Origin of the sequence: Shinella sp. HY16 (genome assembly GCF_028534175.1) — a bacterium.
Taxonomy (GTDB): domain Bacteria; phylum Pseudomonadota; class Alphaproteobacteria; order Rhizobiales; family Rhizobiaceae; genus Shinella.
Window position 1 is genome coordinate 1 of record NZ_JAHYXL010000008.1, and the last position, 21091, is coordinate 21091.

Annotated in this window: 22 protein-coding genes and 1 pseudogene; 9 read left to right on the plus strand and 14 right to left on the minus strand. The window is 60.9% G+C overall.

Annotated features, from left to right (window positions below; all coding sequences use genetic code 11):
- From repA to repC, 3 genes are all read left to right on the plus strand, one after another.
- A partial coding sequence (gene repA, locus K0P03_RS33495; RefSeq protein ID WP_272791996.1) for a plasmid partitioning protein RepA occupies positions 1–846 on the plus strand: 846 nt, incomplete at its 5' end.
- Positions 843–1850 (plus strand): plasmid partitioning protein RepB, encoded by a 1008-nt coding sequence (gene repB, locus K0P03_RS33500; RefSeq protein WP_272791997.1) that lies wholly within the window; start codon positions 843–845, stop codon positions 1848–1850. The genes repA and repB, both read left to right, overlap by 4 nt.
- Before the next feature lie 198 nt (positions 1851–2048).
- Entirely contained in the window at positions 2049–3263 is a 1215-nt protein-coding gene (repC, locus tag K0P03_RS33505; protein WP_272791998.1) for a plasmid replication protein RepC, read from the plus strand.
- Between the two features lie 20 nt (positions 3264–3283).
- Here repC and K0P03_RS33510 read toward each other — a convergent pair whose 3' ends face one another.
- Positions 3284–3664, minus strand: coding sequence for a hypothetical protein (locus K0P03_RS33510; protein WP_272791999.1), 381 nt, complete (start codon positions 3662–3664; stop codon positions 3284–3286).
- Positions 3661–4344 (minus strand): ParA family protein, encoded by a 684-nt coding sequence (locus K0P03_RS33515; protein WP_272792000.1) that lies wholly within the window; start codon positions 4342–4344, stop codon positions 3661–3663. Before K0P03_RS33515 ends, K0P03_RS33510 begins: the two co-directional genes overlap by 4 nt.
- Positions 4345–4723: 379 nt before the next feature.
- Between K0P03_RS33515 and K0P03_RS33520 the strand changes: the two genes are divergently transcribed.
- Together K0P03_RS33520 and K0P03_RS33525 are read left to right on the plus strand one after the other, a co-directional pair.
- Positions 4724–5194 (plus strand): hypothetical protein, encoded by a 471-nt coding sequence (locus tag K0P03_RS33520; protein WP_272792001.1) that lies wholly within the window; start codon positions 4724–4726, stop codon positions 5192–5194.
- Positions 5184–7763: a relaxase/mobilization nuclease domain-containing protein gene (locus tag K0P03_RS33525; RefSeq protein WP_272792002.1), complete on the plus strand. Its 2580-nt coding sequence runs from the start codon at positions 5184–5186 to the stop codon at positions 7761–7763. The genes K0P03_RS33520 and K0P03_RS33525 overlap by 11 nt, the downstream gene beginning before the upstream one ends.
- An 8-nt stretch (positions 7764–7771) precedes the next feature.
- Here K0P03_RS33525 and K0P03_RS33530 read toward each other — a convergent pair whose 3' ends face one another.
- On the minus strand, positions 7772–7990 hold the full coding sequence (locus tag K0P03_RS33530; protein ID WP_272792003.1) for a hypothetical protein: 219 nt from the start codon (positions 7988–7990) through the stop codon (positions 7772–7774).
- Between the two features lie 415 nt (positions 7991–8405).
- On the opposite strand from K0P03_RS33530, the gene K0P03_RS33535 reads away from it, so the two are divergent.
- The 3 genes from K0P03_RS33535 (at position 8406) to K0P03_RS33545 (ending at position 10747) form a co-directional block, all read left to right on the plus strand.
- The gene (locus K0P03_RS33535) at positions 8406–8708 is read left to right on the plus strand and encodes a hypothetical protein (protein ID WP_272792004.1); all 303 of its coding nucleotides are present in this window, start codon (positions 8406–8408) and stop codon (positions 8706–8708) included.
- The gene (locus tag K0P03_RS33540; protein ID WP_272792005.1) at positions 8709–9122 is read left to right on the plus strand and encodes a helix-turn-helix domain-containing protein; all 414 of its coding nucleotides are present in this window, start codon (positions 8709–8711) and stop codon (positions 9120–9122) included.
- Positions 9123–9607: 485 nt separating this feature from the next.
- Entirely contained in the window at positions 9608–10747 is a 1140-nt protein-coding gene (locus tag K0P03_RS33545; protein WP_272792006.1) for an RHE_PE00001 family protein, read from the plus strand.
- A gap of 339 nt (positions 10748–11086) precedes the next feature.
- On the opposite strand, the gene K0P03_RS33550 is transcribed toward K0P03_RS33545, so the two are convergent.
- The 4 genes from K0P03_RS33550 to K0P03_RS33565 form a co-directional block, all read right to left on the minus strand.
- Positions 11087–12010 carry a DUF4007 family protein gene (locus K0P03_RS33550; protein WP_272792007.1) on the minus strand — a complete coding sequence of 308 codons (924 nt, stop codon included), beginning with the start codon at positions 12008–12010 and terminating at the stop codon, positions 11087–11089.
- Positions 12011–12020: 10 nt separating this feature from the next.
- Positions 12021–13190: a cysteine desulfurase family protein gene (locus K0P03_RS33555; protein ID WP_272792008.1), complete on the minus strand. Its 1170-nt coding sequence runs from the start codon at positions 13188–13190 to the stop codon at positions 12021–12023.
- A 72-nt stretch (positions 13191–13262) separates the two neighbouring features.
- Complete coding sequence (locus K0P03_RS33560; protein ID WP_272792009.1) at positions 13263–13952, minus strand: RES family NAD+ phosphorylase; 690 nt, start codon at positions 13950–13952, stop codon at positions 13263–13265.
- On the minus strand, positions 13949–14386 hold the full coding sequence (locus K0P03_RS33565; RefSeq protein ID WP_272792010.1) for an MbcA/ParS/Xre antitoxin family protein: 438 nt from the start codon (positions 14384–14386) through the stop codon (positions 13949–13951). Before K0P03_RS33565 ends, K0P03_RS33560 begins: the two co-directional genes overlap by 4 nt.
- A 319-nt stretch (positions 14387–14705) precedes the next feature.
- Between K0P03_RS33565 and K0P03_RS33570 the strand changes: the two genes are divergently transcribed.
- Positions 14706–15227: a plasmid partitioning protein RepB C-terminal domain-containing protein gene (locus K0P03_RS33570; protein ID WP_272792011.1), complete on the plus strand. Its 522-nt coding sequence runs from the start codon at positions 14706–14708 to the stop codon at positions 15225–15227.
- A 288-nt stretch (positions 15228–15515) separates the two neighbouring features.
- Here K0P03_RS33570 and K0P03_RS33575 read toward each other — a convergent pair whose 3' ends face one another.
- From K0P03_RS33575 to traC, 7 genes and pseudogenes are all read right to left on the minus strand, one after another.
- Positions 15516–16562 carry a hypothetical protein gene (locus tag K0P03_RS33575; RefSeq protein WP_272792012.1) on the minus strand — a complete coding sequence of 349 codons (1047 nt, stop codon included), beginning with the start codon at positions 16560–16562 and terminating at the stop codon, positions 15516–15518.
- Between the two features lie 178 nt (positions 16563–16740).
- The gene (locus K0P03_RS33580) at positions 16741–17190 is read right to left on the minus strand and encodes a hypothetical protein (RefSeq protein ID WP_272792013.1); all 450 of its coding nucleotides are present in this window, start codon (positions 17188–17190) and stop codon (positions 16741–16743) included.
- 450 nt (positions 17191–17640) lie between these two features.
- A complete protein-coding gene (locus tag K0P03_RS33585) occupies positions 17641–17901 on the minus strand; it encodes a WGR domain-containing protein (protein WP_272792014.1) in 261 nt (86 codons plus the stop codon).
- Between the two features lie 220 nt (positions 17902–18121).
- A complete protein-coding gene (locus K0P03_RS33590; protein ID WP_272792015.1) occupies positions 18122–18643 on the minus strand; it encodes a thermonuclease family protein in 522 nt (173 codons plus the stop codon).
- Positions 18640–20561, minus strand: a pseudogene (gene traG, locus K0P03_RS33595) (Ti-type conjugative transfer system protein TraG). Before traG ends, K0P03_RS33590 begins: the two are co-directional and overlap by 4 nt.
- Entirely contained in the window at positions 20548–20763 is a 216-nt protein-coding gene (gene traD, locus K0P03_RS33600) for a type IV conjugative transfer system coupling protein TraD (protein WP_272792016.1), read from the minus strand. The pseudogene traG and the gene traD overlap by 14 nt, the downstream one beginning before the upstream one ends.
- A 4-nt stretch (positions 20764–20767) precedes the next feature.
- A complete protein-coding gene (traC, locus tag K0P03_RS33605; RefSeq protein WP_272792017.1) occupies positions 20768–21064 on the minus strand; it encodes a conjugal transfer protein TraC in 297 nt (98 codons plus the stop codon).
- Positions 21065–21091 lie beyond the last annotated feature (27 nt).

Sequence of the window (21091 nt, forward strand, 5' to 3'; positions counted from 1 at the left end):
ATGGCCGTCGTCAATTTCAAGGGCGGGAGCGGTAAAACGACCACTGCTGCTCATCTCGCCCAATATCTCGCGCTTCAAGGATATCGGGTTCTGGCTGTCGACCTCGATCCGCAAGCCTCCATGACTGCCCTGCATGGATATCAGCCCGAGTATGACGTCGAGGCGAATGAGACCATGTACGCCGCAATCCGTTACGACGAAAAACGGCGCCCCCTCGCGGAGATTATCAAGCCCACCTACTTCACCGGGCTTGATCTCGTTCCGGGTAATCTGGAGCTTATGGAGTACGAGCACGATACTCCACGAGCGCTTGCAGAGCGTTCCGCGGAGCCCTTTTTTGGGCGCGTTGCATCGGCGCTTGGTTCGGTGGAGGACCGATACGATGTGATGGTGCTCGATTGCCCGCCCCAACTCGGCTTTCTGACACTCGGCGCGCTTTGCGCATCCACGGGATTGTTGATCACTGCCCATCCGCAGATGCTGGACGTCATGTCGATGTGCCAGTTCCTCCTCATGACATCTGACCTCCTCGGTGTGGTACAGGACGCCGGCGGTGATCTCGACTACGACTTCATCCGCTATGTCGTTACGCGCTACGAACCGTCTGATGGTCCCCAGGCGCAGATGGTCGGTTTCATGCGGTCGCTGTTCCGCGAAAGGGTGCTAACCAACACGATGTTGAAATCGACGGCGATTTCCGACGCTGGTTTGTCGAAGCAGTCCCTCTATGAGGTCGGCCGCGAGAATTTTGCCAAGACGACATATGACAGAGCGATCGAGTCGCTCGACGCCGTCAATGGGGAAATCGAGAGCCTAATGAAGCAGGCTTGGGGGAGGGTGACATGAGCCGCAAGGATACGCTCAAAGCCATGCTTTCCAGGAGAGACAGCGAGTTGCCACATGGCAACTCCGAAGTCGACGAGCAGGAAGCGGAAATGGCTCCGGAGAAGAAACTTCAGCACATCCGATCCGGTGCGGTTGGCGCGATGGGCCGATCGCTCGGCAATATCGTGAGTGCCGCCGATCAGGCGCGTGCTCTGATCGCAGAAGGAGCAGCGGTCGTCGATATTTCCCCAGATAAGATCGACAGCTCATTTGTGGCAGATCGTCTCCCGGATGACGGTGAGGGGTTCAAGGAACTGCTTGAAGCGATCCGCCAGTCTGGTCAGAGGAGCCCGGTCTTGTTGCGGCCGCATCCTGAAAAGGCTGACCGATACCAGATTGTGTTTGGCCATAGGCGTGTGCGTGTTGCGACGACGCTGGGACGCCCCGTCAAGGCGGTCGTCCAAAACCTTTCCGACGAAGAGTTGGTTGTTGCGCAAGGTCAGGAAAACGCATCACGAACCGACCTTAGCTATATCGAGCGTGGCCTGTTTGCTGTCGCCCTAGAAGAACGAGGCTTCGACCGCCAGGTGATCATGTCTGCGTTGGGGATGGAGAAAACGCAGCTCTCGAAGCTTATGAGTGTAGCTCATTCCGTACCCAGGCCGATCATCGAGGCAATCGGCCCGGCCCCGAAAGCCGGGCGGCCGCGCTGGATGGGATTGGCTGAGAAGCTCGCAGCAAGCAAGCCGAAGGCCCTTGACGCTCTTCTTCAGAGCCGAGAATTCCGTGCGGCTGACACCGATGACCGCTTCGCGCAGGTGATGGATGCGCTCACCGCAAAACGCAAGGGGACCAAACCGGAGACGATCAAGTCAGAAAGTGGGCAGAAGCTTGCGACGGTGCAGCGATCTTCCAAGGCTCTCAATGTCACTTTCGACGAGAAGGCGTCGCCGGCTTTCGGCGATTATGTGATCGGCAAACTTGAGCAGCTTCATCGCGAGTATCAGGCTTCGATGGAGAGCTGATAGGTTTTGGTGTTTTGACGTAGGATTGGATGGAGAGGATCGAACCGCAAAAGAAAAAGGCCCCCAATCGGTAACCCGTGGAAGCCTTCCTCGTATTCTGTAGCAAGATCGAGAATCGCATTTCCACGAATCACAGTCAAGAGTCTTTGGCACCGTTTTGGTGAGCGGATTTCTTTTGCCATTTGAAAGGTGAAGGAAATGCAGATAGGACGTGTAACGACGCCCCACGGGCGGCCGATGACACTCGCCTTGGTGAAGGGCCAGCTCGAAACAGCCGATCGCGGTCCGAGCAAGGCGGTCAACAAGTGGAAAGTCTTTAACGACGTCGGCGAGGCGAAGGACGTCTTCGGCTTGCAGGATCGTTCGTTAACAGTGCTGCAGGCGCTGCTGAGCTTTTATCCGAGCGATGAGCTTTGCGATGAAAGTGGCGGCCTCGTCGTGTTCCCTTCGAACAGCCAGTTGTCCATGCGCGCCCACGGTATTGCCGGCACAACCTTGCGCCGGCATCTTGCCGCGCTGGTGGACGCCGGACTGATCGAACGTCGCGACAGCCCGAACGGCAAGCGCTACGCACATCGGGGCAGGGGGGGGGAGATTGAGGCCGCCTATGGCTTCAGTCTGGCGCCCCTGCTTGCTCGCGCTGCCGAGCTTGCGAACCTCGCGCACCAGGTCGCCGCGGAGCGCCTTCGATTCAAGCGCGCCAAGGAAGCTCTGTCGCTTTGCCGGCGCGACGTCCGCAAGCTGATCTCAGCCGCGATGGAAGAGGGCGCAAATGGCGATTGGGCGACGATCGAGACCATGTTCATCGGCCTGATGGCCCGCCTTCCGCGCTCTCCTCGCCGCGAAGACGTCGATGCTGTGCTCGAAGAAATGGAGCTTTTGCGTGAGGAAATCATCAACCGCTTGGAAATTCAGGTAAAAGCACAAAAAACGGACGTCAATGACCGCCATGACGGATGTCACATACAGAATTCAAAATCCGAATCCTTCCATGAACTTGAACCTAGCTCTGAAAAAGAGCAGGGCGAAATGTCGAGCCAGAAACCGAAACGAATTGCAGAACCACTGAAGGCATTCCCGCTATCGTTGGTGCTAAGGGCGTGCCCGCAGATTGCCGATTACGCGGTCGGCGGCCGGCTTGAAACCTGGCGTGAGCTGATGGCGACGGCTGTTCTGGTCCGATCTGTGCTGGGGGTCAGTCCATCGGCCTATGAGGAGGCGTGCGCGGTGATGGGGCCGGAAAGCGCCGCGATCGCTGTTGCCTGCATCCTGGAGCGGGCCGAACATATCACGTCGCCCGGCGGCTATCTGCGCGATCTCACCCGCAAGGCGGCGCGCGGCGAATTTGGCCTTGGGCCGATGCTGATGGCGGCGCTGCGAGCGAATGGCGCAGACGAGAAGCGGCGCGCATGATCGCCTGCTTCCCGTCAGGATCACGAAATGTCGGGAATCCGATCGGAGATCTTCACGAGATAGTCGTCGATCGCCTCCTCGATGTAGCTGTTGAACTTGCGTCGCTCGATTGCGGCGAGGATCTTCAGCTTCTTGTGGACCTCAACACGGATATGGATGCCGGTCGTGACTTTCTCGGTATCGCGGAAGCGCTTGCCGGCGATTGGATCGCGGCTTTCGCCCTTGGCGACCAGGTCGCGGAACTGAGTCCGGCCGCCCGCCGCTAGTGGCGATGCGCCGCCATCATCGCCAGTCGTCGCCGGGGGAGGGTAGGCCGCCGGCTTTTCGCGCACGGATGGCCGGTCGCGGCCGGTCGAGATCAGCCCGAGCACGAGGTTCTTGCTGTCCGATCCTTCGCTCATAGCAGAGCCTCCTTCGCGGTCGACCTGTAGAGGGTGAGCAGCTCGCCGAGGAGCGTTTCCATTTCGGCGATTGCCTTCGGATCGGATTTCGCGGCGGTCTGAAGCGTGCCGGCGGCGCCGATCGACTGATAGGCGGCGCGCCGGGCGATCGGCTGCGACGAAAGGGCAACGCCGCTCTCCCGCAGGATTTCGCGCAGCGGTTCATGGGCCTTGGCGCGGCCGGTCACGAGATCGTGCTGGTTGATCACGATCATCGCCGGCAGCTTGCGCTTCTGGTCTTCCTCTACGACTGGAATATGGTTGAGCGCGAGCTGCATGCCGGCAACGACATCGTCCTGGGTCGTCTGCAACGGGATCAGAACGATGTCGGCGCAGTAGAGACCGGCGAACAGGTTTTCGTTCGTCGTTCCCTCAATATCGATAAAGACGATCTTTCCTTCGAATTGGCGTTCCAGCGCCATCTTGTAGATTCGGTTTGGGTCGAGGCAGCTTTCCGCCTCCAGCCGGTCCGGCCAGACGTTCATCTGCTTTGACATCGTGACCCAGCGCATCGTGTTCGCCCGGCTGTCGGCGTCGATGAGGAAGACGTCGTTGCCGGCATGGGCGGCCGTTCCTGACAACGCCCGGACGAGCGTAGTTTTCCCGGTTCCGCCTTTCGGGTTGGCGATGGTGACGATCATTGTGGCTCCTTCGTTGAAGTAAATTATAATTAACTCCTGTGCCTCCTTTCCGCAACGAAATCACTGCCCGTTGTTCATTGCCCATTGATGACTGACGGTTGATGACTGCCCACTGACAACGGGCAACGGTGAACGGACAATCATCAATTGACCGTTGATAATGAGCAATTGCCCGTTGGTAACTAACCGTTGTCAATGAGTAATTGCCAATTAACCGCGATGCCGCGGTTAATTGGAGCACGAACAACGGGCAATTGTTAATGTGACGCGCATCGGCGGTGAAGCCTCGTCGTGGCCGGGGGATCGAGAGCGCTTGTCCGTTTGAAGCTGTTTTGAGGAATAAAATATAGTTTAGTTATCTGTGGCAGGATAGTCAAGTTTGTGGTACAAACTCGACGCCGCCCCGCCTCCGGCAGGGCAGTGGTTCGCGCCTCTGGCGCTCCGGGTCGCCTCCGGCAACCTGGCAAGCGGGAAGGAAACGATGCGGAGCGAGGTGGTCAGGGTCCGACTTCAGCCAGAGGAGCGCGATGCGCTCGCCGCGCTGTGCGAGGAAGGGCGCACCGCCAGCGACGTCATCCGGCTGCTATTTCGCGAACAGGCGGGCCTTCCGCTCCCGGTCGGGCCAGCCGAGGCCGACGCCCTGCGGGGGACGAACGAGGAGCTGCGGCGCATCGGCATCAACCTCAACCAGGCGGTCCGGGCGATGAACGAGGGTCGCGTCGGTTACGAACCGCATCTCGACGCGGCCCTGCGCACCCTCCTCGATGGCGTGTTCCGGCTGCGCGCCGACGTCGATCTGATGCTGCGGATCAGCCGCAAGGAGCGGAGGGGAGCTGGCCGTGGCGCATGACTGGTCCGGACTGCTTAGTGAGATCGAGGCTTTTTCCGCTCGCCGCGCGGCTTTGCTGATAGACGAGGAAGAGGAACAGCGTCGCCGGCGCGCCAGTGGCATCGCTCTGTCGGACAGGGAACCGGCACGACGCTTTGTTCCCACAGGGATCGCAAAGAAAGCGGCGGCCGGGGCTTCTATTCCTTCGAGCGAGCCGACCATCGCATCCATCCTGCAGGCGCCGGCTTCATCGCAACAGGGCGTCATTGCGCTGGTCGGTACGCTGGATGGAGGCGGCAATCGCGAAGACGAGGACGAGCCGCGGGCGTCGGCCGGCGGGGGAGGGGGCGGGGGTTCCGCCGCGACCGCGCCGCGCGCCGCTAGGCCGACCGCCCCGCCACAGGCGGCGACGGGTCGGGCTTCGGCAGAAACAGCGAGTCGGGGAGCAATTGCCGCCGGCGCCCAGCCGGTCGTGGTCAAGGTGACGTCGACGGTCTCAAGCCGGGCGTCGGCTGCCGGCCTGATGACCTATCTCGGCACGCGCGAGGTCGAAAACGAAAACGGCGAGAACGGCAAAGTCGACATTTCGATTTATGATCAGGATGGTGTTGCGATTTCCAGCCGGGAGGACCGGGCGGCGGCTCTGGCCGAATGGGCTGCTGATTTCCGCGAGACTTATGCGGTCAACGCGCTGGCCACCTTCTCCATGAAGCTTGCCGATGAAGTCGATGATGCGGCCCTTCACGACGCCCTGAACGCTGCCTTCAGCTCAAAACCGTTCCTGTATTCCCGGCATGCCGACGGACAGGTTTCTGTTTTCGCGGTGACCGATCTGCCGGCCAAGCGGATCGCCGGCGCGCTGAAGGCCCGCGAGAAAGGCGAGGGGCCAGCGCGCGCCGTCGAAAATGCGGAGGCGGCCTTTGCTCGCCGCCTGGCCGACGCCGGTGTCTCGGCCGAGGTCCGCGTTCTCGGCGCGGCCGTCTCGGAGAAATCCGGCCGCTACTTCCTCGAAAAGTTCCTGCGCACGGAGAAGGCCATCACCACTAGCGAAGGCGATCTGGTCAAGGGGGGCTCCAGTGTCAAGGACAGGGCCGACGGCATCTGGCGCTCCTGGTCTTCGCATATTCGCACCGTCGAACCGCGCAACGCTTTCCACATTATCTTCTCGGCGCGGGCCGGGACCGATGCGGAGGCGATGACGCGCGCCGTCCGGGATTTCCTAAGCGAGCAGGTCGCCGGCCATCGCTGGATCACGGCGCATCACCCGGAAACCGGCCATGTTCATATTCATGCGATGATCTCGGCGCGCGACGATGTCGGCAAGGCGTTGCGGCTCACCAAACCGGAGCTGTACGAATGGCGCGAACGTTTCGCGGCCAAGGCGCGGGAACGGGGTATCGCCATGGTCGCCACCCGGCGCGCGGATGTGGCGGCCACGCGGCCTTATAGCCAGGCGCAGGCCGGCGCCTATGAACGCGGCAGACAAGACGCTCGCTACCTCAAGACCCCGGCCGTCACCAATCGCGTCGAGCGCAAGCGCGCCGGTGTCGTGGACCGTGTCTCGCTCACCAACGGCAACCTCGCGCTTGCCCCGAAATGGCAGGCGACCGCGATCGCCCTGCAGCGGGCAGGCGCGGAGCCTTCCGTGATCGCGGCGGCCAACCGGTTCGCAGCCGCGGCCTCCGCTCAAGCACCGCATGCCGCTGCTCGGGCCAGTGGCTTCGTTCTGCTCCGGTTGGACGTCGAACAGGCCATTCAGTGCGAGACGATGGCGGTGATTGTCGAGGGGGCCGTCGGCGTCGAGGCCAAGTTGATTTCGGCCGAGGGCAAGTCCTTCCAGATCCTGGCGCCCACGACCGCGAGCGCCAGCAAGATCGAGCGCGAGCTGGCGAAGCAGAACGACGAGGCTGGCCCCGGTCCCGAGATGCAGTCCGTCGTGCGTGATTTCCAGGCGCGGTTGCTGGGCCATGGATTGCGCGCCTCTGTCGTCATCGAGGCGGCGGGCTCCGCGAAGCATGGTGCGCCGTCGCCCTGGCTGCAGAGGAAATTCGATGCGTTGGCCGAGCAGTCCGTTGCGCCGCCAGATGAACCATTGGCGGAATTCAAAAGCCTGATCGCAACCATTCAACAGCAGAAGGAAAAGGCCATGCCTCTATCGTTGGAACAGTTCGACGAGCGCGTCTCGCGGGCGAACAAATCCATGGACCGCCTGGAGACGATGGTCGACAGCAGCGCCGAGCGTCAGGCCGTCGAGGAGATGCGCAAGGAAATCTCCGCGCTGTTCGAAGAGCAGCGTCGTGACATCCAGATGCAGCAGATGCGCTCGGTCAACGACACAGCGGGGTCAGGGGATACGCCGCCGGCGGCCCGCGTCGATGAGGCGCGCGCCCAGGACCGGCCACCGCCGGCAACTGTCGATCCCGCGATTGCCGCCCAGCAGCAGGCAATTGCCGCCGGTCGCGCGTCCCGCGCGGCGCGGGAGCAGGCCGGTGCGTCGAAGGCTGCCCAGGACGAGCAGCGCCAACAGATCCTTCGGCAGGCGGAACAGGAGCGCCAGCGCGGCAACGACCGGGAAGGAGCCGAACGGTAGGCGCGTTCCTATTCCTCCATCAAGCCGTCGAAGACTTCCAGCAGGGCGTTGACGATGGCCTGGCCAAGCGCATTGGCCGAGGCGGCGATCTCATCGTCGCTTTGGTCTCGGGTGGCGATCGCAAGGTTACCGCCCTCCTCGGTGACAATCGCCTTCGCCCTCTCGATGGCCCAGAGGGCAAAATCGCTCCGGTTGGAGATCGTCATTGTGTCGGTGGTCTCATCCATGGCGTTTACTCTCCATCGGCGCAGCACAACCCGCTGTCAGTTTCCCTCGTGATGAATTCCAGCCATATCGCTTGGCGGGTATCGGGGGAACCATCTTCAGAATCTTATCTTGGGACTGAATTCATTCGGCATTCTTGCGTCTGAATGTTTGCGCCGCGCCGCGTGATCGCCTAGACTCACGGGTGAAGCAGTGACGCGCTGCTTTAGGGCGTGGAAACCCTTGTACACGGGTACGAGTGCCGACCTGTAACGGCACTATCTCCTTGACCTTATGGTCGGGGAGCCTGCGGCGTATGCAACAGGTTCTCCGAACTAAAGGCCGTGGGGATCGTGTGTACACGGTTTTCCAACTCCCCGATCACCAGGGGTCAAAGAGCAGAGCGGGGGCGTACCGCAAGCTCTTGGAGGAAACCGAGTGTCAGCAGAACCCTCCTTCACACTGTATACCTATTCGCCCGAGCTTCAGCCGGTGCAAGCGCGCTGGTGCGACGATGGTATTGGCGATGCGTTTTTTGGTAATGCTGAGACCGCCCGCGCCGCGGTCGCCGAACTGCGCGATGCAGTTGCCGACGAGCCGGGCCACGACTGGCCGCCAATGCGGCTGGAGCGGATCGAGACCGTGCCGGTGACAAGGGATGCGTTCCTCGCGCTGCTCAACAATGGCGTCGGCGCCATCATCAAGACCTACGACATCATCGAGACGATCGGGGGAAATTGAATGGCGAAGATTCCCGATCCGATCGACGTCGAAGTCGGCGGCAAGATCAAGGCGCAGCGCCGGCTGGCCGATATGAGCCAGAATACCCTGGCCGACCGGCTCGGCGTCACCTTTCAGCAGATTCAGAAATACGAGAAGGGCACCAACCGGGTCAGCTCAAGCCGTCTGGCAATGATCGCGGAGACCTTTGGTGTTCCGCCGGCCTATTTCTTTCCGGGCTCGACGGTCGACCCTGGCCAGGCGGCAACGGCCGCCGCGCCGGAGCTGGTCGGCTTCATCGAGACCAACGAGGGGCGAGATTTGAATCTGGCGTTCGCACGCATCAGCTCGAAAACTATGCGCAGGAAGGTGGTCGGTCTGATCACGGCACTCGCCGCCGCGCTTCCGCCCCCGGAGCGCGATTCCAGCGAATGAGGTCTCGGGAGAAAAATATGTACGATGCCTCCTTGAAGAATGCTGCATCGCAACATACATCCAAAATATCGGAGCTGCTCTCCTCCTCCCAGCAGCTTCGGGCGACTGACGACGTTCCTCCTCCCAAGTTGTCAGTCAGAATCGAAGCCCGGTGCATCTCCTCCCGCACCGGGCTTTTTCATGTAAATGCACCTGCGGACAGCTTTCCGCTCGCCTGATCGGTTGCATCGTTCACGTCCCACCGCATGACCGTTGTTCAAACGCTGACGGTGATGACAAACGATCATTTGTAAACGTCTCTTGGACGCCGTTGGAACAGCGAAAAGCCTGCAAACCGGCGATTTTACGACCGGAGCAATGCATTGGCGTGGGGTTCTGTTCAATTCGATATTGGCAACTTATCGGAAGTTAGGCGTCATCTTGGTGATATCAGCTAGTGACGGACACTAACTATCTTATAGCGTCCGTTTAGCAAATCATTTACCATGAATTCAATGCCTTATGATCTGTCAAAGTTGCCTCTCCAGACACTGATGCGGCCGATTTCGGACGCGGCTTCCCTGTTGACGCGCCTCGACGAGCGGGTTGCCCGCTCACCGGTCGGCGCTGGCTTTCTCGAACGGACGCATTTCGCCGACGCCTGCGCGTCGCTGTGGATCGACGGCGAGCTCGTCCACCTCGAGGATCTGGTGCTGCACGACGCCGGCCATGATATCCGCACGCCGACGCACGAACTCACCATCGCCCGCGACGTCCTGAAAACCCGCCGGCGTATCGCCGCCCAGCCGACCGGTTGGGCGCTGAGCCCCGACAGTCTCCGCTCGTTGCGCGGGCGCAACGTCGTTTCACCATCATCTGGAGGCGATGGCAGCGCCGAGAACAAAAGCAACGCGCTGGAAGCGGACGCTGTCGAAGACGGGGAGGGGGATGATGATGACGGCGCCGGTGTCTTCGACGCGGAGTTTGCCGCCATCGATGCGGTGCTCGCCCGATCCGAGGCAGCCATCGAGCAAGCAAAGACGCTCGGACGCGCCGGCACTCGCGAAAAAGATCCGCTGGTCTATGACCTGGACTGGGATGAGGACGAACGGATGGAGGAATGGCGTGTCGTGCTGGCCGAGACCAAAGGTCTGCCGCCGGTATTGCAGGAGATCATCGCCCTCGATGCCTGGAACTATCTGCAGGTGTTGCAGCACGCGCCCTGGCTCGGTCGGCTGCTCGCCGCCGAAACGCTGCGGGAAGCCGGTCTCACGACCGCGGCGCATTTGGCCGCCGTCAATCTCGGCCTCAAATCCATCCCCGTCGAGCGCCGCCGGCATCGCACTCGCGATACCCGCCTGTTGGCGATCGTCAATGGGATCATTGCTGCGGCCGAACGTGGGCTGAAGGAGCACGATCGGCTTGCCCTCGCAAAACAGATGCTGGAGCGGCGGCTGGTCGGCCGGCGCTCATCTTCCAATCTGCCTGGTCTGATCGAATTCGTCATCGCGCGGCCGCTGGTCTCGGCCGGCATGGTCGCCGAGACGCTCAAGGTGACGCCGCGGACTGCGCTCAGGATCGTCGAAGAGTTGGGACTACGCGAGATGACGGGGAGGGGGAGGTTTCGGGCGTGGGGGATCGTCTGATCACCTCGACCGGCGACATTGCTCGAGAGAGATGACTTTCTGCTATGGAAGCAGGACCGCTTCTAGGCGAGGAAGCGTGTTACAAGCTTGGTCAGCAGACGTTTCTAGGGAGGTGACAAATAGGTTCGGTTGCGATGTTTGATGTGTTAGTTGTCTGCCGCCGCCGTAAGGACCGGTCCAAGTGTAAGCGCCTTGATGATGGTCCCGCTGGCTCTCACCAAGGGTACGCAGAGACTTTGCGACGCTTGCCTGCAAAACGCGGCGTGCCGTTTAGGTCCGCATCGAGCCGGGCCGATCGCGCGAAACGGCGATCAATGGATACAATACTGGAAAGCTTGCTCATGCTGCGATCTGACGGTCGGGTTTGCGTGGGTAGGCGAGAGAAAGAACCGTCGTCGGATCGAACTCGGACGTGCGCTGGATCTGGCGAAGACCGGCCGTGTCGACCCATTGCCAAGCACCTGCCGTCAGATCGTCAAGCCGCATCAGCCGGGAAACCACGCTGTCTTCGTCGAGTTTGAAAACGCGTCCTGGCGAGCCTGCTCCATAACAAATCTGTTCAGCCGTGAATGTCGTTGCTCCCCCGGATCGTTCCCAGAACTGACCAAGCGCGTAAGCGAAAATGGCGTCATGGAGGCCAGGCTTCGGACCGCGAACAAACTCGTACCAGCCGCCAAGCCGAGCTTCCCGGATCAATGCAAGCTCGGCTAACAGAGGCTCAGCCGCGTCCTCATTGAGAGTGTCCGCGCGCCGCACATAGCTGCGCAAGAAAACGTCGATATCGCGCTTCAGTGTTCCGCGCGTTGCCCGCCATCCGTTGCTCTCAACCAAGACCATGAGCTGGTCGAGCAACATCGCCGGATCAAACTCGATCGCATTGAGCAAATTGAACGCGTAGTAGGCAGTTGTTGTCATCGCCGGCGTACTGGCGATATGCCAATGAGCGAGCCAAATCGTCGACGATTGCTCGAGGTAAGGATCGAGACCATCGTCGCTGAGAATGGCGTGACCAAGCCTAGTTGGTGCAATCATGCGATCAACTTCGGCGAAGAAGCCCGAAGCGAGCGCCCAATAGCGCATCGACACCGCCATATTGCGCCCGACGCCGAAACGAGTTATTGCATCTTGTTCCTGAAATGTTCTCGAATCGGCTCCGCCGCCGATTGCATCGAAGGCTTTCTTTAACCACAGCAGTCGGAGCGGGAACGTTTCGTGTCCCGTAAACTGCCCTCTCGAATCGATCTTTATCGTAGCGCGTCCCATGAACGGGACCTTACTGGTGAACCTCTCCAGTTTCAAGGCGAGACAGTGCAGCAGCTTCAACAATGTAGTTGGCAGCGCTCAGTATCTCTTCAGAATTCTGGTAGCGATTACAGAAAATCCGAACAACGCCGCGCGCGTCAATTTCAGAAAGTCCAATAGATTCAAGAACATGTGATGTCTTGATTTGCCCTGCGGTGCATGCTGAGCCCGTTGAAAGCGACACGTTGCGCGCGATGCGGGCGCAGAGCTCGTCCGCATCGACGCCGAAGAGCTGGATAGACGCAGTGCCTGGAACCGTTGGCGCATCGCCGCTGACTCGCCGGAAACGAAGCTGCCGTTGTTCAATCGTCTCGAGCAACCGATCGATCAACCCAGAGCAATGCTCCCCGTCGGACGGAAGCCGATGTTTTGCAACCCGAGCTGCCGCGCCAAAACCCGCAATCAGTGCGACCGGTTCGGTTCCCGGCCTCAGGCCGCTTTGCTGGCCGCCACCCAAAGTCAATGGAACCGGCTTTGGCGCGGATGCGGCAACATACAAGGCGCCTATGCCCATTGGACCATAGCATTTATGCGCCGAAAGGGTCAGGTAATCGACATCAAGTTCAATGACGTCGACATCGATCTTTCCGACGGCCTGCGCAGCATCGCTATGGAAAAGCGCGCCGCTCTCATGCGCCATGGCGGCAGCTTCTTTGACCGGCTGAATGACGCCGGTTTCGTTGTTGACCATCATCACTGATACGAACAGAAGGTCCGGGCCAACAAGTTTGGCGTATTCGACAAGGTCCAAGCGACCGCGATTATCAACTGGTGCTATGGCAACCTCGAAGCCTTCGCGCCGCAAAGCATATGCAGGTTCCAGGACAGCTTTATGTTCGACTGCCGAGACCAAGATGCGGTTCCGGTCCGGATCTAGGTTCCGTGCCGCTCGAACCGCACCGATGATTGCGAGGTTGTTCGCTTCCGTGGCGCCCGAGGTGAAGGTGATCTCGTGCGACGATGCGCCGATTAGATCAGCCACGAATTCGCGACCATTGGCGATCGTGCGCGCTGCCGTTTCACCCGAGATGTTGGGTGAGCCAGCGTTACCGGGTTGCGTCCAAACAGCGAGCATCGCCTCGCGCGCTTCTGGCGCAAGCGGCAGGCTGGCGAAACCATCGAGATAGATCGGATGCATCATCTGAAATCCGCCAGCTTTTAAATGAGAAGCTGGTTTTAAACGTTGCCAGGGTTTTAGGGCTAGGCGCCTAGATTAGAGCCTCGTTATCTCCGGTTTGGGCTCTCCCTGCCACTCGAGTCGCCATATTGCTCCTTGCCGCAGATTTTGAACGAGCGAGGGGTGAAAAGCCACGAGGCAAGTGCCTCCCGTCGATCTCACGGAAGGATAGATCAGCCCGGGGCTGTCTTTTTCCTTGCGAAGCCACTTGGCAAGAGCTTGCCCTGCGGGGTAGGCGACCGCGGGGTCGACGCTCAGGCTAGGGTCAGTTGCAAAATCCGCGCCCCGAAGGTCATGAAATTGACCCACGAAGTCGGCGATCAATTCCGCGTAGTCTGTTACGTTCTCAAAACGGTTGATCGCCTCAAGTTCCCGGGTCAGGTGAAAGGATACTTCAGCCAGGGCAGTCTCAGTTTGGAGGGCGCAGTACCACGCGCCACGTTCATCATCATTGAACCGGTTTCCGCCCGGGCGAGTGTACGTGAACGCCGCGTTGATGAAAGTGTGGCCCGGCCTGCCGAAGACGAGCTCCTTGGGATCAAGATCCAACAAGCCGCCTTCCTGCCCTTGAAGGCGGCCGCTGGTCGCACCCTCTAATTCAGCCAGATCATCCAATGCACCTTGGTTCGGAGCAAGAGCCAGCAATATTGGTCCCTTGAGCCGAGCGGTGGATATAAGACGGACAGTGTCTCGTTGAAAAATGTCGGCGCGGATGGGCTCGATCAAAGGCCACCTCGCAACGCATCAATATGACGCCTTACGAGCAGAAGCTTCGGGATGCCACCCTCAATCATCACGTCAATTGGCCGTCGCCCGTCGAAAAGCGGTCCCTTGTTTGGAAGCTTCACCCATTCGTCGGCAAGGGGTTCAGAGAAAAGCAGTCGCAAGCCTTTGAAAATCCCGACCAAGGCGCTGATCCTTGTGAGAGTATCCTGAGACAGGCTTCCGCTCCATTCTCCCTTTTTCATTCGGAACCAGGTTCGTTCCGAGACATCACCCAATAAAGCGCATACCTCCACGCTGGTGAGGCGCCAAATCTCGGCCAACCGAACAACTCCGGATACAGCTGCTAAGGTCAGCCGCTCACGTGCGCTCTCGTCGCCAAGGTTGACGGGCGACTGCGGAATTCCATTGTCACGAACTGCGTGTGCTACGACCATGATAGCCTCCATCTGACAGTGAATATACTGCCAAATGGCAGAATTTCAAGACCCCAGGCTGCAATACCTCCGAGGGCGTTACCGAAACTACAAGGCGTTGAACTCAGCCGCGACGGTCGCCCTCGGGTATCATCTCGGAGAACTTGCTCTACTTCGGTCGTCGCGTAATCAGCGCTCTGCAATCGGAAGAACCGCATAAAATGCAACAGCATGGTGCATCCGAGGAGAAGGCAGGTCGAAGCCAGCCACGCTCCGTAAATAGCCAAGACCAAAGCGGTTAGAGTGAGAAGGCGTTTCCTCTGCCGACATAACCGACGCGTTGGGCCTTCAGGTCGAGTCGGTCATTCGCCGCTTTCGGCTGCTGGAAGGCATCAGTCCCGAAGCGGCCGAGATGCTGAAGGATACGCCCTGTTCGATGAAGGTGTTCGATGTCTTGCGACAAATGCCCGCCGTTCGGCAGATCGAAGCGGCGGATTTGATGATAGGTCAGCACAATTTTACCGTCATGTTCGCCCGAGCGATCCGCGCTGCCACGCCTGACAGCCAACTGGTAACGGCCAAAAAGGTGACGGGCGCGGCTGCAGGCACGCCATCAGGCCAGCAGATAGCCCGTATGGAACGGGAGCTGGCCGCACTGCAGACGCAAGTGAAAAGCGTCGAGGAAGCCTATGGCATCGACAATCTGCACCTCACCATAGCGCGCGGATATGCCGCCAAGCTGCTCGCGAACGGTCGGATCAGCCGTTGGCTTACGCATCATCGCCTGGAATATCTCGGCGAGTTTCAGAAAATAGCTGAGATAGATTTGATCGGCCTTCAATCCGACGCGCCGGAGGCATAGCCGCATGCTACCGGGGAAAGGGATCCTCACCGGCTACCGGCCCCGCCGCCTGGCGGGGCCTTCGCCGCTCAAGGAAGCCGCATCCAGGCATCGAGCCTGCCTGCGGCAATTCTGCGGTCGAGACGGTCGCTCATGCCGTCAGGTTTGTGACGTGACCAGGCATCGAGGACACGAGGTATGTACCGGCCTGGGTGGGCATCCTGGTCGGCACATGCGACTGGACAATCGTGCCGGCGAGAGCTGCGATAACAAGAAATGCGCGGAACATGGCAGGGGCCTTTCCTTTGATTAGAAACGGGGCAGATGGACGGTCGCGTCGTCGGGCAGGGAGCCGAGCGGCTTACCGTTGACGTCGCAGCGGGCGGCCAATTTCTTCTCCCGCTCGTCGCGCCGACGGGCCTCGACCGCTTGCGCGCGGGCGAGCGCGGCCGCGAAAGCGGGGATTTCGCCGAGCGCAGTCTGATAGCCCACGGGCTGATGCTGCGGCAGCTCGGGGGCCGGGATACCGAGCATCTCGGCGGTATCGCACAGCAGCTCGGAGGCGGGACCGCTCAACGCGTTAACGGCGTAAGCTTCGCTCACGTTGATGAGAAGCCGCGTGTCACCGGTGACGAAAACAACGTCGCAGACGATCCGCACGAACTCCGGTTCCGTGAGGCTCAAGGACACATCTTCCTTCTCGACGTCGCCCGCGGGGAGCATCTCGTGTGAGAACCACAAATTGATCGACATACGGGTGAACAGCACACGCGGGCCGAGTTCGGCTAGGTCGGCGAGGCCGAGGTGGGAGAGACCTTTCGCGAACGCCGAGGCGGCGTCTTTGTAGTTGCCATCGTAGAGATAGAGCTGACCTTCGAGAGAGCGCATAGCGGCCCGGTCGATCTTGCGCTCCAGGATTTTTTCCGCCGTCTTGGCGGCGCGCAGCTCGTTGTAGCGTTGGCGTAAGCGGGAAAGCAGTTTCCAGCCGTCGGCGATCGTCTTGCGCAGGTTCTCGCAAAGGGCCTCCGACGGCTCGTTCCCGCTCTTTAGACAGGCCGTTTTCTCGGCGTGGAGCCGGCGCAGATTGTACTCCATCAGCTGCGCCTCGAACGGAATTCCCGAGATGCCCGGGAATAGCTCCCCCAGAACGGCGGGAGCGAGACCGGCAATGTCAGCCTCGCCCTTGCGGACGCGGCAGACCGCCGGTTCGTTGGAGCGCAGGAAATCCGCCACCTCAGCGCCGGTCGTCAGGTTGAATTCGTTCCTGATGATGTTCAGGAAGAAGAGGTTGTCGCGGCGCCAGAGCGGGAACTCGGCGGAGCTTGCAGCAGAGGCAGTCTTGACTTTAGGCGCCATGCGTTCCTCGACTCCGAATAGATGTTGTCCCTGATGATATGGTAACGCTTCCGACAATCTTCACTTTCAGACTGAAATTGGCGCCAGTGTGGCCGCCCGGAAGCGTTGCGGCGGAAGCCCTGCCGGGTCCTTGCAACCCGGCAGGGGCATTGCGGCGGTCTGGCCTGAAGGCCAGCGGTCAGGCCGCCTTGCGCGCCCCGAAGGCCGCGAGCGCGGCGTCGGAGACAGCCGCCGTGGAAACCGGCGCATAGGCGTTCTGCGTCGCATCGTAAGCCAGCGTCAGCGTCTCGCCAGCGATGACCACGTCGAGCTCATAGAAGCCTTCGGTCACCCGATCCGTGATCGTGATCGATTCCAGGTTCTCGGTGACGATGTAGCCGCCGTATCCGTAGATGCCGTCGATCGCGAGGTAGGCGATGTCGATGAACGAGCCGGTGTCGAAGAACACCCCGAGCTTCGTCGGATCGCCCTTGGTCGACGCCTCCAGGTACTGGGCCGAAAGGCTGCCCGAACGCACGCCGGCGAGGGTGGTGAAGGGGAAGACCATATCCTTCACGTCGCGCAGCGCCGCGCGCTCGAAGTCGCGGGCATTGGCGATCTTGCGATTGAAACCGACAGTCGTAGCCATGATGTAACCTCATCGAATGTACAAGTATAGGCCGAGTTGCTTCGGCGGTGAAGTAGAGAGCGATGCGTTGCTCTCTATGACTATTTATAGCGGCGCCTTCAGGGTGCGTTTTCAGGTTGGAAATTGCCTGGCCGGAAGGGTTCAGAACCGTTGTGACTGGCGGACCGAACCCACACGTTTCGAGGGTTGCGATGGGAGCACGCATTCCTGGCGTCGGTTACTGCCTGAGAACGGCTGATCCGGGATTCATGGCGTAGCTGATGTGATCCGGGCGAGACCCTTCTGGCGCGGGTCTAACGCTTCGCTCCCCGAACCCGCTGCGCGGTTTCGGCGCGTCGCGTAACGATCCTCTCGCGGTGCTGCACCGTCGGCACGACCGCATCAATTTTGAGGCGCGGGAACTGTGTGTTTACGGCTGGTGGCCGGACGGGTAATTCGCCTCGGGCGCGGCTACGAGGTCGTGTTCCTTCCCTTCGGATGATAGCCGCGACCGCGCTTTTCGCGCAGCAGTTCGAGGAACAGGCCCACAGCTTCTTCCTCGCAGGCGAAGCTGTGTTTCATCGTTTGGCCCTGGGCGCCGATCCGGCCCCAGCGGCGCGTCAGGCAGATCTCGCCGAAGAGCGTCGGCTCGATCATCATGGCGTAGAAGCGCGCCATATTCATCGACGGATCGATTCGCTCGACATAGAGTTGATAGGGCTGTGCGATCATGACGAGAGAATCCCTCAATCGGGAATCGCCGTCCAATGAGTTTCCAGAATCGTCCAAGACCGGTCGATTCATTTTTTTGATGACGCTTCGGGCGGGCCGCACGGGGCGGGCGGACGGTGCGAGGCGCCAATCTCCAACGGACGGTTCCGTCCCGTGGTGACGATCCTTCCCTATCCGCTTTCTGCTTCCGCGGGCTCGTCGCCGGACACGCTGCGCTGCCTCAATCCTGCGCGCACCAATCGCAGTCGGTCTCGCTCCTGCGCCGGGCACGTCCTTCCTCGACAAGCTGTCCGTCGAGCGATCGGTCGGCGCGCGTGACGGTGCGCAGCTTGCGTCCATACCGATCGACGTCGCGCCGTCCGGGCTGGAGCGAAAACCCGCCGTCGTTCAAGAGCGCGAGCGGCCGGTCACGAGCGATCTCGCCGACATGTTTTTCGTCCTCGCACAACGGCGACGAGATCTCCGGCGCGTCGATATCGGCGATCCTGATCTTGTCCCCCTTGAACCAGAACGTGTCGCCGTCGACGACGCAGGTGCCCCGGATAGGGCAGTCGCAGATCTTGAACGTCGCTTCGAGCATGTCGATCCGCGGCGGTGGCGTGATCTTGAATTTCTCGCGCGACCTGTCGGCACGGGGAAACTCTGCTGGCCGCCCGAACCGATCGTCACTGGCGATCCACAGCGCGCTGAGAACGGCCGCCGCAAATGCTGCGCTGATGACGATGCCGCGCGGGGCCGTCATGCTTTTTTCTCCGGTTGAAACCTGTTCTCCTTCACGCAAGCCCTCATGTCGGCGCGCCGGAACCAGATCGCGCGCCCGCAGCGCAGCGGCGGGTTGCCCGCCGTGAAGACGATCTGTTCGTCGCCGCGCATGCGCATGACCTCGTAGGGCAGGATCAGCGGCCGGCGGCTGAGTTGCTTCGAGCGCGATCGCGACGATCCGTAAGACTGGCTGGTGCGGCTCGTCTGATCGACCTCGATCGTCGTGTCGCCGCACCGTTTCGACAGATACTCGGCCGTCTCCGGATCGTTGATCGCCGCGAACGATATCCACGACGCCGACTCGAACCATTTCGAGCTGGCATCGCGCCCGCCATAGGCTTCGCGCATCTGGCCGATCGACTGGAAGATCATTGTGAGGGTGATGCCGTATTTGCGGCCGGCGTCGCGGGCCGTTTCGAGAATGCGCAGATAGCCGAGGCGCGCGACCTCGTCGAGCAGGAACAGCGTGCGTCCCTTCACCTTGTCATTGCGGTTATAGATGGCGTTGAGCAGCGTGCCGATGACCACGCGTGCCAGTCCGGGGTGCGCCTCCAGCACCTTGAGATCGAGTGCAATGAACAGGTCCGTGCTGCCTTCCGCAAGATCGTCGGTGGAGAAACTGTCGCCAGACACGAGGGCGGCGTAATTCGGGTACGAGAGCCAGTGCGTTTCCTTGACCGCATTGGCGTAGACGCCGGAAAGGGTCTCTGGCGTCATATTGACGAAAACGGCCACATTTTCCTTCACGAAGTTGGAGTCTGAACCTTCGTAAATGCCGTCAGGCGCTCGCGCAGCTTCGGTTCCGGCTCCGAGAGATTTGACCTGACGCGCCGCAGCGTCTGGTCTTTCTCGCCCGTATGCCCGGACAGGCAGACATCGGCGATCAGCGCCGTCAGGAGCTGCATGGCGGATGCGCGAAAGAAGTCGTCGCGGGTGGACGCGGCCCGCGCATTGTCGGTCATGATCCACGTCGCCACCGCGACGATGTCCTCTTCCTTCGTGTTGCCGTGGCGGCCGATCCAGTCGAGCGCGTTGAAGCCGAACGCGGGCGTGGCGGGGTCGAGCACGATCACGTTGCGGCCGGCCTTGCGCCGGTGATCGATGACCATCGGCGCGATTTCGCTCGACGGGTCCAGAACGACAAGTCCGCCGCCCCATTTGAGCGCGGTTGGGATCGTCACCGACGTTGTCTTAAAACCGCCGGAACCGGCGAAGACGATCCCGTGCGACGAACCGAAGGAACCGTCGAAGCACAGCAGCGATGACTTTCCGCCGACACCCCAGCTTTGCTCTTCATCAGCGCGGAATGGCATGGCCGCGACACTGTCGCGGTCGACACGGTATCGCTCGCCAATGACAATGCCACCAGCGTGGGGAAATAGTTTTGCTGCGTCGGGCAGTTTCATCCAGTCGGCCTCGCCATGGACGGCGCGCTTGCCGCTGATCCGCTTCGGCGACCTGGTCGCGAAGGCGGCGTTGCCCCTGAGTGTAACGCGCAGCGCGAATATGCCGCTGATGAAGGCGGTGCCCGCACCCAGCATGGTCGCCGGATCGATATAGGGGAGAACCGACTGTCCTGCCGGGACACTGTTGGCAAAGCCGGTCAGACGGAATGCCTCGCGGACGATGGTGACAGTGATCGCGATGCTGCTACCTGCAAGCACGCTTAGACCGGCCGCCTTGATATTGGCCGTTCCGTTCGTGGCAAACAGCGCCATGACGCCGATGGCGGCCGCGACGACATAGGGCAATGCGAGACCGGCTCGGCCTAGCATCAGCTTCGCCTGTGCCGATGTTCCGAGTGCTGCCAGCCGATGTTCCACCCCTGTTGTCGCGAACATTGCGGCGAGCATGATCACCATCGGCAGTGTGAGAAGCAGGAATCTATTCGCCGTCATGGCCGAATGCCTCTGCCCCGATCGCGATCAGGCGCGAGCGTTCCGCCTCATTGCCCTTGATCCGCTGGCGCGCTTCGATCAGCAGCCCGAGCAGCAGCGCCCGTTTCTCGTAGCGCAGCCCGGCCTTCACGATCAGGCCCCCAAGCTCGATCTTTTCCCGTGTGTCCTTTTTGCGCGCGTCTGACGTCATGGATTTCGCCATCCGCTCAAGCCTCGCCAGCGTCGCCCGCATCCGCGCCAGACGCGAGCGACGCGGATGTTTCGCCGCCGGTCCTGCTCCCGCCGGCTTGCTTCTTTCCAGCCGATCTTGCCTTTGCTGCGCGAAACATTTCGGCAATCTTCTGGAAAGCCGCCTGGAGCTCGCTTTCCTCGATCTCGATCTCGCCAAGACCGACTTTCAACGCAATCCTGCCAATGCGCTCGGCCTCACGGGTCTCTGCCTGTTTGAGCTGGTCCTGCAGCCTGGCAATTTCTTCCCTGATCTTGGACGACGGTTTCTTCATTCCGGTTGCTCCTATGAAGTCTGGGCG